The sequence below is a fragment of the Burkholderia sp. Bp9004 genome (genome assembly GCF_003858025.1).
GTDB classification, from domain to species: domain Bacteria; phylum Pseudomonadota; class Gammaproteobacteria; order Burkholderiales; family Burkholderiaceae; genus Burkholderia; species Burkholderia diffusa.
Map to the genome: position 1 here is coordinate 166847 of NZ_QTQD01000006.1, position 12242 is coordinate 179088.

A 12242-nucleotide genomic window follows, 5' to 3' on the forward strand; every position below is an offset into this window, starting at 1 on the left:
CAAGCCGAACGCACGCCCGGCGCTACTTCGGCAAATCCGTCGGATCGACCTGCGTGCCGGGCACGCCTGCGGTGCGCGCGCTCGCTGCAAGCTCGTCGCGCAGCGCCGCACGCGGATCGCCGCCGCCGACACGCTGCCCCGACGCGGCGGCGCCATCGAGCGCCGGCAGGATGTAGCCGTTCACCATCCGCCGGAACCGCTTCACGTTCTCCGCGTCGCGCAGGCCGCCGTCCACCGGCAGCACGCCGGTCATCACGATCACCGTGTTGCGCTTCGGCAGCACCGTGATGAATTGCCCCTTGAAGCCCATCGCGTCGAATTCGGGCTCGCGCTCGACGATGTTGTTGATCCACCAGTAGTAGCCGAAATGCGGCGACACGCGCGGCGACGTCATCTGCGCGATCCACGCCTGCGGCACGACCTGGCGCCCCTGCCAGCGCCCGCCGTCGAGCACGAGCATGCCGATCTTCGCCATGTCGACCGCGCGCAGCCGCAGCCCCCAGCCGGCCGATACGAGCCCCGTGCGGTCCGCGCGCTCCCATGCGGCGCGCTTCATGTCGAGCGGGCCGAACAGGTGCGCCTGCGCATAGCGCTCGACGGGCTCGCCGGCCGCCGCGCTCAACATCGCCGATGCGAGGATCGGATTCACGTCGGTGTACTCGAACGCGGCGCCGGGCGCCACCTTCGGCGCGGCCGACGCGGCGAGCTTCAGCCGGTCCGGCGCGGTGTAGTAGATCGGATCGTCCTTCGGGCTGAAGTCGTAATGCAGGCCGCTCGACATCGACAGCACGTGCTTCAGCTCGATGCCGCGCTTGTCCGCGAGCGCGTCGCCGAGATCGGGGCGCCACGCGGCGAGCCGCGCGGCCACCGGCTCGTCGAGATGCACGGCACCGCGATCGACCAGGATGCCCGCGACGAGCGACGTCACGGCCTTCGTCACCGAATACAGCTCGTAGGTCGAATCGCGCGACGCGTTCGCACCGTAGCGCTCGAAGATCAGCTTGCCGTCCTTCACGACGAGCAGGCTGTACACGTCGAGCTTCTGCTCGCGGATCCAGCGCGACAGCTCGACGAGCTTGCGCGAATCCACGCCGACGTCTTCCGGCGCAGCCGCCGCGATGCCGGTTTCATGCAGCGGCGGCAGCGCATCGGCCGCGTGCGCCACGGATAGCACCGGCGCCGACGCCAGCGCGCCGCCGCCGATCAGCAGCGCCGCAACCCGCGCGAGCAGCCGTCGCATGAAAGGCGCCGCCGGGCGCCGCCCATCGCGACGCCACATGGACAAACGGTCAATGAAATTTGTAATCCTCATCAAATCTCCGGCGCATCGTTGAACGCGGCGGCGGTCCCGGGCACGCCTTTCGTGCGACGGCTGCGCGCGAGTTCGTCGCGCAGCGCCTGCGTGGTTTCCGCGCGCTCGACCGGCGGCTGCGCGGGCGCAAGCGCCGGCAGGATGTAGTCGCCGACCATCCGCCGATACAGGTTCAGATAGGTCGCGTCGCGCAAGCCGCCGTCGGTCGGCAGCAGGCTCGTCATCACGATGACCGCACGCTGCGCGGGCAGCACCGTGATGAACTGCCCCTTGAAGCCCATCGCGCCGAATTCCGGCGTGCCGTGTTCGACGACGTGGCTGATCCAGCAGTAATAGCCGTAGTCGGCCGCGGCCGGCGACGGCGTGGTCATCTGCCGGACCCAGCCGGCCGGCACGACCTGCTTGCCGTTCCAGCGGCCGTTGTCGAGCAGCAGCATGCCGATCTTCGCCATGTCGACGGCGCGCAGCCGCAGGCCCCAGCCGCCCGCCACCGCGCCGGTGCCGTCGGCGCCGCTCCAGCGGTAATGCGCGAAGCCGAGCGGCTCGAACAGCCGCTTGCGCGCGAAGTCGTCCTCGCGCTCCCGCGCGGCGATCGACACGGCCGTGCCGACCAGCACCGGGTTCACGTCGATGTAGTCGAAATGCGTGCCGGGCGGCTGCGCGGCCCGGCTCGTCACCGCGACGCGCAACCGGTCGGGCGCGTCGTAGTACAGCGGATCGGTGCCTTCGCGCGTCGTGTAGCGCAAGCCGCTCGACATCGACATCAGATGCCGCAGCTCGATGTCCTGCTTGTCCGCGAGTTCGCTCGCGAGATCGAGCCGCGCGGCCGCGATCAGCGGCGCGACCTTGGTCGACGGGTCGAGCTTGCCCTCGCCGTCAAGGATGCCGGCGAGCAGCGCGGTGATCGTCTTCGTCACCGAATACAGCTCGTAGTTGTTGTCGCGCGTGAGGCCGTCACCGTAGCGCTCGAACACGATCTTGCCGTCCTTCACGACGACGAGGCTGCGCACGTCCATCCGGTCGCGGCGCAGCCATTCGGACATCCGCACGAGCGGCGCAGAATCGACGCCGGCCGCTTCGGGCACGACGCTCGGCAGGTCCTGCGGCCCGCCGCCCGCGGCCAGCGCCGGGCCGCCGCACGACCCGGCGACGATCGCGGCGGCCGCGATGCCGCGCATTGCGTGGGAAATGCTCATGCTTGCTCCTGTGGAAATGCGCATCCGCCGTTGCCGGCGGAGCGGCACATCAAATTGCCGTGAAGTCAGTCGAGACACGGTTTGCCGGCCGGCAGGAACTGCCCGCGCCCCGGCTCTGCGGCGAGCAGCCGGCCATCCTCGACGAGCAGTTCGCCGCGCGACAGGCAATGACGCGGCCAGCCCGTCACCTCGATCCCTTCATAAGGCGTGTAGTCGACAGCATGATGCAGCGACGCATTCGCGATCCGCACGCGCTTGTCCGGGTCCCACACGACGATATCCGCATCGGCGCCGACCGCGATCGTCCCCTTGCGCGGATACAGCCCGTACAGCTTCGCGGGCCGCAGCGACGTCAGCTCGACGAACTGGTGCAGCGACAGGTGACCCTTGCGCACGCCGTCGAACAGCAGCGGCAAGCGGGTCTCGAGCCCCGGAATTCCGTTCGGGATATGGTCGAACGACACGGTATGCCCACCCGGATGCTTGCCGCACGGATCGTCGTAGTTGAACGGCGCGTGATCGGACGAGAATACCGAGAACACGCCCTGCTTCAACGCCTTCCACACGGCCTGCTGGTTCGCCGGATCGCGCGGCGGCGGGCTGCACACGCACTTCGCGCCTTCGTACCCGTCGTGACCGCCATGGCCGAGATCGGCTGCCGTCAGGTACAGGTACTGCGGGCAGGTTTCGGCCAGGATCGGCAACCCGCGCGATTGCCCCCAGCGGATCTGCTCGATCGCCTCGGCACCCGACACATGCACGATCAGGATCGGCACGTCGACGAGTTCCGCGAACGCGATCGCACGATGCGTCGCCTCGCGCTCGACCACCGCCGGCCGCGCATGCGCGTGGAAATGCGGCGCGACGTGGCCGTCGCCGAGCAGCCGCTCGGTCAGCCAGCCGATGCAGTCCGAGTTCTCCGCATGCACCATCACGAGCGCGCCATGCTCGCGCGCGACCGACAGCACGTCGAGCATCTGCCGGTCGTTCAGCTTCAGGTCGTCGTAGGTCATGTACACCTTGAACGACGTGTAGCCGTTCGCGATCAGCCGCGGCAGTTCCTCGGCCAGCACGTGCGGCGTCGGATCGGCGACGATCAGGTGAAAGCCGTAGTCGATCAGCGCGCGCCCTTGCGCGCGCCGGTGATAGTCGTCGACGGCCGCCTGCAGCGACTGCCCCTTCGCCTGCGCGGCGAACGGCACCACGGTGGTCGTGCCGCCGCACAGCGCGGAGCGCGTGCCGGACAGGAAGTCGTCGGCCATCTTCAGCCCGTCGGGCATCGGCTGGTCGAGATGGCAATGCGCATCGACGCCGCCCGGCATCACCAGCATCCCGGTCGCGTCGAGCTCGCGCGGCGCGCGCGGGAGCCCGTGGCCGAGCATGGCCACGCGCCCCGCGCGGATGCCGATGTCGCACGAGAACCGGTCCGCCGCCGTCACGACGTCCGCGTGACGGATCACGAAATCGAGATCGTTCGACATGGCGCGCGCCTCAGATCACGTCGCTGAAGAGACGCCCCCAGCCCTTCACCTGCCGCGTGTCGTAGTCGGCGAGCTGCAGCGACTTCCACACGACGGTCGAGATCGTGTCGTAGATCGGAATGCCCGTCTCTTCCTCGAGCGCCGGCACCAGGTGCGCGGCGTTCAGGTTCGTGCAGAAGATCGAGATCGCGCGCGGGCCGGCCTTCGCGACTTCGCGGACCATCCCGCCGATCTGGTCGCCCGTCACTTCGGAGAACGAGAAATTGACCTTGAGATTCAGGTGGCGCTCGGCGATGCAGTTCAGCCCCGAGCGGCGGTAGTTGTCGACGATCTTCGTCTGCACGTCGTCGAGGTACGGCGTAACGAGGCCGAACTCGTGCGCGTGGGTCTTCTTCAGGATCTCGTTGAGCGCGAGCACGGAGGTCGTGGCGGGAATCCCCGTCGCCTCGGTGATGCGCTGGCACAGCCGCTCGTCGGCCTCGAAGCCGAGCCAGCCGGACGACGTGCCGTTCCACGCGATCACGTCGACCTTCGCGTCGGCGAGCAGCATCGCGGCCTGGATGATCTTGTCGTCGTCGAACTGGCCGAGCGCCTGGCCCGTCAGCGAGATCTCGGTGACCGGGAAGCGCGCGAAGTGCGCGGACACGCCCGGCAGGCCGGCGACCATCGCGCTCGTCAGCGGCTCGAGCGACGTGTTGGACGACGGGGTGAGCATGCCGAGCAGGGTACGTTTCTTCATGATGGGTTTCTCTCTACCAGTGAATGCAGTCGATGCAGTGAAAGCGGTCGGTCAGACCGGGAGCTTGTTTTCGTAGTCGATCGCGCTGGAGCACACGAGCAGGCCGACGCCGGCCGCCGCGAACACCATCAGCGCAAGGAAATAGGAACCGGTGAACTGCACGATCGTGCCGACGACGATCGGCACGGTGATGCCGCCGATGTTGCCGCCGAGGTTCATGAAGCCGCCGAGGAAGCCGATCTTGTTGCGCGTGCCGAGCGACGACGGAATGCACCAGTACAGCCCGCACCAACGCAGGAAGAACAGGGTCGACGACAGCAGCGCGACGCACACGACCGGGCTCTTCACGTAGGCGACCGAAAAGATCGACACGGTCGCGATCACGGCCGCGATGCCGAACAGCGTGCGCATCACGACGTTCGGACGGCCGCCCGCGGCCTTCCACTTGTCGGCGATCCAGCCGCCGAGCAGCTCGCCGACGAAGCCGCAGAAAAAGATGATGAAGGTCGAGCCGCCCATCTGCTTGATGTCGAAGCCGTGCACCTTGTGCAGGTAGTTCGGCATCCACGTGAGCAGCCCGTAGAACACGCTGTTGAAGCACATCCAGCCGAAGAACATGCACCACACCGAGCGGTACTTGAAGAAGTCGCGCGAGCGGCCCGACGCATTGGCCGGCTCGGCCGCGAGATCACTCGCGTGCGACGCCTCGATGTAGTCGGCTTCGAGATCGTTGACGCCCGGATGCTCGCGCGGCGTATTGCGGATGTAGTACCACGCAAGGAAACCGGCCAGCACGGTGCCGACACCGGCGACCGCAAACGCGAGCCGCCACGAGCCGAGCAGCGCGATCAGCCCGGCGATCAGCACCGCGCCCAGGGCCGCGCCGAGCGGCGCGCCGCCGTCGAGCAGCGTGGCGCCGCGACCGCGCTCGGTTTGCGTCATCCAGATCGCGTTGAGCTTGCCGCCGGCCGGATAGATCGGCGCTTCGGACGCGCCGAGGCCGAGGCGCGTGAGCAACAGCGACGGCGCGTTCGTGCACAGCGCGGCGATCGCCTGGAAGAAGCCCCAGAACACGGTTGCCGTCGCGATCACGATGCGCGGCTTGAACCGGTCGGCCAGCATCCCGCCCGGGATCTGCATCACCGCATAGGTCCAGAAGAACGAACTGAGGATCAGACCCTCCATCGCCGGCCCGATGTTGAACTCTTGCGAGATGTAAGGCATGGCGACGGACAGCGACGCGCGATCGACGTAGTTGATCGCGATGAGGCTCAGCATGACGACGAATATCTTCCAGCGGACGGCGGATTTGCCGACCGTCATGGCGGCGACACCGGAGGTTGAAGACATGGACGGACTCCAGGAGTGAACGAGGATGGTCAGGACGTCGCGCAACGTGGAGCCGAGTATAGGATTAGAAATTTATAATTACCGTTATCGTAAACACTTGGTTTCATTGAATTTGTTGTATCACTAAGATGGTGCAGGGTAAGCCCCGATATCGTGATAAGCTTGCCCCATCATGAGCCAGACACCCCGCAATCCCCTGCTTCTGCGCACCCGCGGCATGGCCGCGGAGATCGCCGCGCGCCTGCGCGTGATGATCGACGAAGGCGAATTGCCGCCCGGTGCGCGGATCGACGAAAAGGAACTGAGCCTCGCGTTCGACGTGTCGAAGACGCCGCTGCGCGAAGCGCTGAAGGTCCTCGTCGCGGAGGGCGCCGTCACGCATCGCCAGTACATCGGCTATCGTGTCGCACCGATCGACGTCGACGATCTCGTGTCGACGTTCGAGCTGCTGCACGGGCTCGAGGCGATGGCGGGAGAGTTGCTGCGCAAGCGCATCGCCGCGTCGACGCTCGCCGCGTTGCAGGCGAAGCACCGGCGGATGGTGGAGTGCCACGAGGCCGGCAAGCGTGTCGAATATTTCCGGCTGAACCAGCAGATTCATCAGATGATCGTCGACGCGGCGGGCAACCCGGTGTTGTCGGGCATTTATGCGTCGCTGATGTCGAAGGTGCACCGCGCACGTGGCGCCGCGAACGCGGACACGCTGCGCTGGGCCGAATCGCTGCACGAGCACGAAGCCATCATGGCCGCGCTCGCCGATCCCGACCACACGCAGCTGCCGCAGGTGCTGCGCAGCCATTCGGAGAACACCGCGCGCGAAGTGCTGGCGATCCTCGATCGCACGAGCACGGCCGACGCGCCGGGCAAGCGGGCGGCCGAAGCGTAACCGCTTCGTGACAGCCGCCCTGTTCCGGCGGCCTGACGCCCGTTACACCGCCTTCAACGCGCGCCGCGCCACTTCCGCGAAATAGCGCGCACCGACCGGCCATCAGCACCACGCGCTCACGCGCGAGCTGTTCTTCGCGAACAACAACGCGAAGCGGTTCAAGACGCTGGTGAGCATGAGCCGCGTGAAGGTCGGGCTCGAAGTGCCGGTGGAGATCGGCGAGTGACGATCGACGTCAGCGCCGGTCGGCGGCCAATGATCCGAAAAACGTCGCGACCTTGGCCTTGCTCGTCGCCTGCAATCGCGACATGAGCCCGTGATCGACTTGTCGCAGCCCGTAAGTCTCGCCGATGTCGCGCTGCATCCGGCACCACAGATGGCTCGCGATCTCCGCGTCGACCATCGCGCGGTGCGCACGGCCTGCCTTCGGCAGCCGCAGCATGTCGGCGAGGCTCGACAGCCGGTGACTTTGCGCGTGCGGGTAGATGCGCCGCGCGACGAGCATCGTGCACGCGAACGCATGCTCGGCCGCCATGCCGAGCATGCCGAGCTCGGCCTGCCAGAATCGCTTGTCGAAGCCGGCGTTGTGCGCGACGACGGGGTGGCTTCCGACGAATGCGGCGGCTTCCTTCATGACCTTCGACACCGGCGGCGCCGACGCAATCATCTCATTCGTGATTCCGGTGAGCGCGACGACGTCGGACGGAATGCGGCGCCCCGCGTTCATCAGGCTCTGGTAGCGGTCGACGATCTCGCCGTCGCGCAGAAGAATCACGGCGATCTCGGTCGCCCTGTCTCCCATGTTCGGGGAAAGCCCGGTTGTTTCGAAGTCGAGTACCGCAACGGTTTGCATGGTCGAATCAGAGGAAGGATACCTGGCGAGCAACGTCGATCAGGACGCGTCGCGCCGATGGAAAAGCGCCATAGTATCCCCGGATGCGGCGTCCGGCGGCAAACGCCATCGTCGTGCGCGGCGCATCGCCGCTTCCGTTCAGGCCGGCACGATCGCCACGTCCCCTGCAAAACGACGGTGAATGTACCGATGCACCCGCGCATCGGTACATTCACACGTCCGCTAGGTCAGCGACAACTGAAGCTCGCCGCCGAATTCACGTCGCCCGACCCGTTGTAGCGCGCGACCTGCGGATACGGACACAGCGGACGCGTGCGCCCCGTTCCCCACGACGTCGGCACGTCCGCATTCGGCACCGCGTTCGTCGTGTCGCGCGCCGCGGCGACGATCGCCTTGGGCGCCTGCCCCTGCTCGACCCACGCGACGAGCGGCGTCAGCATGTCGAACTGGTCGGCTGCCGGCCCGCCCGAGCAGTGGTTCATGCCCGGCACGGGATAGAAGCGCGCGAAGTCCGACGCGTCGCCGCCGTTCACCTGCGCGAGCCGCCCGTACCAGTCGCTCGTGTCGTTGTACGAGAAGACCGGGTCGCCGGTGCCGTGATAGGCCAGCAGCTTCGCGCCGCGCGACTTCAGCGCGGACAGGTTGGTCTCGTCGGGCGGCGTCATGAACGACCACGCGGATTGCGTGTATGGGCCGTTCGTCGCGAAGATCGCCGGCGCGTCGTTGTCCATGTCGAAGCCGAGCGCGAAGCCGGCGAGGTTCGCGAGCGTCGCGGCGGTTTTCGGCGGCGTCATGAACGTGAACGCCATCGCGGCCGGGTCGAGCGTGATCGAATTCGACTGCTTCCACGCGGCCCAGCCGCCGCCGGCAATGCCCGGATCGTACGGAAAGCTCGCATAGAGCGCCGTGCCCGCGCTGTTGCGCGCGCCCGCGAACACGTTCTCGAGCGCGCTCTTCTGCGCGACCGTCAGGCAGGTGCCGGTACGCGTGCCGTTCGCGCAGGTCGGGATGTCCGTCTCGACGCTGAAATGCGCCTGGCATGCGGCGACGTCCTGCACCATCCCGTCGGCCACGCCGTCGAGCGCATCGCACTTGTCGAGAATCGTCGCGCCGACGAACCGGCGCTCCGCGTCGTTGAAGCCGCTACGGATGTCCGGCAGCCCGTTCGAGCCGGTCGCCGACGCGATCTTCGCGAACTGCTGCGCGCCGTACATCTCGCCGATCGCCGCCTTCGGCAGATGGAAGCCCGGGTCGCCCGCGATGATGCCGTCGTAGTCGGCCGGGTTGCGCACCGCCGTGACCATCGCATGACGGCCGCCGTTCGAGCAGCCGCCGAAATAGCTGCGGTCGGGCGCCTTGCCGTATGCAAGCCGGATCACCTGCTTCGCCATCGGCGTGAGCGCGTCGACCGCGCCGTAGCCGTAGTCGATGCGCGCCTGCGGGTCGACGCCGAACAGCGGGTTCTGTGCGGCGCTGTGCCCGGAATCCGAGCTGATCACCGCGAAGCCCATGTTCAGCGCGTCGGTCAGCGGCCCGCCGCCGCCGATCTCGCCGGTCGCGGTCACGACGTTGCCGTCGAGCCCGCCGTTCGCCTGGTAGAAGAAGCGGCCGTTCCACGCTTTCGGTAAGCGCATCTCGAAACCGATCGCATAGGTCTTGCCGTCGACCGCGCTCACGCGCTCGTTCATCTTCCCGTCGATCACGCAGTGCTCGGCGATCGGCTTGCCGGCCACCGTCAGCGCGCCGGCGGCCGCGGTCGTCACCGACGTGAACGACGCGTTCGCATACGACAGCTTCGCGGCAAGCGCGTCGCAGGTCTGCGTCATCGCGGCCGGCGTCGCGGCGCTCAGGTGCGTCGGCGTGGCGCTGACCGAATCGTCGCCGCCGCACCCGGCGAGCATGGCCGCCGCCGACAGCGGTGCAATGCAAAGGAATGCAGATTTTCTGTTCAAGATAGCTCCCGTTCGTCAGGCTGCGGATCAGAACATGTGCCGCACGCCGACCATCGCGCCGAGCTGCCCCATCCCCGCGCCGGGCGTCGTGCCGGGCCCGCCGCCGCTGACCGCGTAGCGTGCATGCGCGCTGTTCCACAGATACGACGACTGCGCGTAGACAGCCGTGCGCTTGGTCAGCAGATAGGTCGCGCGCAGCGTGGCCATCGTCGCGCGCGTGTCGTGCGCGCTGTTGACGATCCGGTAACCCTCGCCGTCGACGACGAAGTCGGGCTTGATCGCATACGACGCACCGACGAAGAACAGGTCCGAATGCGCGCCGGGCGCGGCCGGCGAACCGGTCGACACGCGCCGCCCGATCCAGCCCGCGCCGATCTTCGCGCCGGCCGCCTGCGCATACGCGCTCACGTGCGTGCGCGCGTCCTTGCCGCCGCTGCTGGTGAAGGGGACGGGCGCCACGCCGTCGAAGAAATTCGCGGCCGCGCCGGTGCCGCCGCGCTGCTCCTCGTACGACGCCGCCGCACCGAAATACGCGCTGTCATACTTGAGCATCACCGACCAGTTGCGGCACTGGACGGCATCGCCCGGCACCTGCCCCGCGCACGTGCCCTGCCCCGGCGAGTTGCCGGTGCCGGCGCCGTCGCGGCCGAACGAATACGCGGCGCCGAGCGTCACGCCGCGATATGTGCCGACGTAGGTCACCGCGTTGTCGGCGCGGCCGTTCGGCACGTATGCGTCGAACGAGCCGAGCCCGTAGATGTCGGGGCCGATGATGTCCGCGCCCTGCAGCGCGAGATAGGTCATCGTGTACTGGCGGCCGAACGCGAGCGTGCCGAAGCCGCTCTTCAGCCCGACGAACGCCTGCCGCCCGAACAGCCGGCCGCCCTGCCCGAGATCGCCGCCGCGCACGTTGAAGCCGCTTTCGAGCGTGAATACCGCCTGGTAGCCGCCGCCGAGATCCTCGGTGCCGCGCAGGCCCCAGCGCGACGGCAGCTCGCCCGTCACGCCCGGCATGCGCACGACGTGGTCGCCGGCGGCGTTCGCGTGCGACACGAACTCGACGCCGGTGTCGATGATCCCGTACAGCGTCACGCTCGACTGCGCGTGCGCAACCGGCGCGGCCAGCGCGCAGCACGCGCCGGCGGCCAGCAGGCCGTTCCTTGTCTTCGTCTTCATTTCGTTGCGTCTCCAGACCTTGATGAATTGCGCGCTCTGTCGGCGCGCATGGATAAAAACGAAACGTCAGTCGCTCGCTTGCGGGCGGCGAATCAGCACCAGCGCGGCGACGGCCGCGACGAGCGTGACGGGGATGCTCGCGCCGATCACGACGGGCGCGCTGCGGCCGGCGGCCAGCAGCGTCGCGGCCGCGAGCGGCCCGACGACGGAACCGAGCCGGCCGACTGCCACCGCCGCGCCGACGCCGGTGCCGCGCATCGCGGTCGGGTAATAGATCGCCGCGAGCGCATACAGCACCGACTGCCCGCCGACCACGAACATCCCCGCCGCGAACGCGGCCGCCGCGAGCGACGCGAAACCGGGCGCGGCCGCGAGCGCGGCGAGCGACAGCACGATCCCGACATACATGCCGCCAACCACGCGCGACGCGCGCATCCGGTCGAGCGCCGCGCCGATGCCGAGCGCGCCGAGCCCCGCGCCGACGTTGAACGCGATCTGCACGAGGCCGACGTGCGCGCGATCGAGCCCGCGCGAGGCCATCAGCGACGGCAGCCAGTTCAACAGGAAGTAGAGGACGATCAGCGTGCAGAAGTAGCTGACCCACAGCGCGACCGTCGATGTCGTGCGGCCGTCGCCGAACAGCGTGCGCGCGACGCTGGTGCGCGCGGCCGGCGTGCCGGCGACGTCGAGATACGCGCGCGATTCCGGCAGGAACAACGCCAGCAGCGGCACGAGCAGCAGCGGCCCCACGCCGCCGACGTAGAAGATGTGCCGCCATTCGGTATCGCCGGCGAGCAGCACGCCGATCAGCGACGCGATCACGCCGCCGAACGGGATGCCGCAGTACATCGTCGCCACCGCGCTGCTGCGCGAGCGCGGCTCGACCGCCTCGGACGACAACGCGATCAGGTTCGGCATCGCGCCGCCAAGGCCGATGCCGGTCAGCACGCGCACGACGACGAGCATCGCGAAGGTCGATACCTGCGCGGTGGCGATCGACAGCAGTCCGAACAGCACGGTCGACGCGATCAGCACGCGCTTGCGTCCGATCCGGTCGGCGAGCCACCCGCCGAGCATCGCGCCCGGCAGCAGCCCGAAGGTGCCCGCGCTGAACGCGATGCCCATCTCCGACACGGAAAGCCCGAATTCGCGCGCCATGCGGGGCGCGGCGACGCCGACCGACTGCAGGTCGAGCCCTTCGAGGAGTGCGATCGCGAAACACAGCGCGAGCGTGGTCGCGACCGTGGGTTTTTCGGCAACGTAAGTGTTCATCGTGTCTCCAGTCCCATGTCTTGTA

The 12242-nt window shown here is 68.2% G+C and carries 10 protein-coding genes and 1 pseudogene; 2 read left to right on the forward strand and 9 right to left on the reverse strand.

What is annotated here, in order from left to right; translation table 11 throughout:
- Window positions 1-22 precede the first annotated feature (22 nt).
- The 5 genes from DIE08_RS09810 to DIE08_RS09830 form a co-directional block, all read right to left on the reverse strand.
- Entirely contained in the window at window positions 23-1240 is a 1218-nt protein-coding gene (locus DIE08_RS09810) for a serine hydrolase (protein WP_260436499.1), read from the reverse strand.
- Window positions 1241-1311: 71 nt separating this feature from the next.
- Window positions 1312-2508 (reverse strand): serine hydrolase, encoded by a 1197-nt coding sequence (locus DIE08_RS09815; protein WP_124901762.1) that lies wholly within the window; start codon window positions 2506-2508, stop codon window positions 1312-1314.
- Window positions 2509-2573: 65 nt separating this feature from the next.
- The gene (hydA, locus tag DIE08_RS09820) at window positions 2574-3989 is read right to left on the reverse strand and encodes a dihydropyrimidinase (protein WP_124901763.1); all 1416 of its coding nucleotides are present in this window, start codon (window positions 3987-3989) and stop codon (window positions 2574-2576) included.
- Between the two features lie 10 nt (window positions 3990-3999).
- A complete protein-coding gene (locus tag DIE08_RS09825; RefSeq protein WP_059604763.1) occupies window positions 4000-4728 on the reverse strand; it encodes an aspartate/glutamate racemase family protein in 729 nt (242 codons plus the stop codon).
- Window positions 4729-4779: 51 nt separating this feature from the next.
- Window positions 4780-6078 (reverse strand): MFS transporter, encoded by a 1299-nt coding sequence (locus tag DIE08_RS09830; protein ID WP_124624587.1) that lies wholly within the window; start codon window positions 6076-6078, stop codon window positions 4780-4782.
- A 172-nt stretch (window positions 6079-6250) separates the two neighbouring features.
- Here DIE08_RS09830 and DIE08_RS09835 point away from each other — a divergent pair, with 172 nt between their 5' ends.
- Both DIE08_RS09835 and DIE08_RS36145 read left to right on the forward strand, forming a co-directional pair.
- Entirely contained in the window at window positions 6251-6964 is a 714-nt protein-coding gene (locus tag DIE08_RS09835; protein WP_124901764.1) for a GntR family transcriptional regulator, read from the forward strand.
- A gap of 103 nt (window positions 6965-7067) precedes the next feature.
- Window positions 7068-7190, forward strand: a pseudogene (locus DIE08_RS36145) (AsnC family transcriptional regulator); the annotation flags it as partial.
- Window positions 7191-7199: 9 nt separating this feature from the next.
- On the opposite strand, the gene DIE08_RS09845 reads toward DIE08_RS36145, so the two are convergent.
- From DIE08_RS09845 to mhpT, 4 genes are all read right to left on the reverse strand, one after another.
- A complete protein-coding gene (locus DIE08_RS09845) occupies window positions 7200-7817 on the reverse strand; it encodes a PolC-type DNA polymerase III (protein ID WP_059604755.1) in 618 nt (205 codons plus the stop codon).
- Window positions 7818-8044: 227 nt separating this feature from the next.
- Entirely contained in the window at window positions 8045-9769 is a 1725-nt protein-coding gene (locus DIE08_RS09850; protein ID WP_124901765.1) for a tannase/feruloyl esterase family alpha/beta hydrolase, read from the reverse strand.
- Between the two features lie 27 nt (window positions 9770-9796).
- Window positions 9797-10945, reverse strand: coding sequence for a porin (locus DIE08_RS09855; protein WP_059604750.1), 1149 nt, complete (start codon window positions 10943-10945; stop codon window positions 9797-9799).
- A gap of 66 nt (window positions 10946-11011) precedes the next feature.
- Entirely contained in the window at window positions 11012-12217 is a 1206-nt protein-coding gene (gene mhpT / locus DIE08_RS09860) for a 3-(3-hydroxy-phenyl)propionate transporter MhpT (RefSeq protein WP_124901766.1), read from the reverse strand.
- Window positions 12218-12242: the final 25 nt, after the last annotated feature.

Coding starts and splice junctions, on each gene's coding strand:
- DIE08_RS09825 (WP_059604763.1), bottom strand. CDS start 4,728: ATGAAGAAACGTACCCTGCTCGGCATGCTCACCCCGTCGTCCAACACG.
- DIE08_RS09855 (WP_059604750.1), bottom strand. CDS start 10,945: ATGAAGACGAAGACAAGGAACGGCCTGCTGGCCGCCGGCGCGTGCTGC.
- mhpT (WP_124901766.1), bottom strand. CDS start 12,217: ATGAACACTTACGTTGCCGAAAAACCCACGGTCGCGACCACGCTCGCG.
- DIE08_RS09830 (WP_124624587.1), bottom strand. CDS start 6,078: ATGTCTTCAACCTCCGGTGTCGCCGCCATGACGGTCGGCAAATCCGCC.
- DIE08_RS09810 (WP_260436499.1), bottom strand. CDS start 1,240: ATGCGACGGCTGCTCGCGCGGGTTGCGGCGCTGCTGATCGGCGGCGGC.
- hydA (WP_124901763.1), bottom strand. CDS start 3,989: ATGTCGAACGATCTCGATTTCGTGATCCGTCACGCGGACGTCGTGACG.
- DIE08_RS09835 (WP_124901764.1), top strand. CDS start 6,251: ATGAGCCAGACACCCCGCAATCCCCTGCTTCTGCGCACCCGCGGCATG.
- DIE08_RS09815 (WP_124901762.1), bottom strand. CDS start 2,508: ATGAGCATTTCCCACGCAATGCGCGGCATCGCGGCCGCCGCGATCGTC.
- DIE08_RS09845 (WP_059604755.1), bottom strand. CDS start 7,817: ATGCAAACCGTTGCGGTACTCGACTTCGAAACAACCGGGCTTTCCCCG.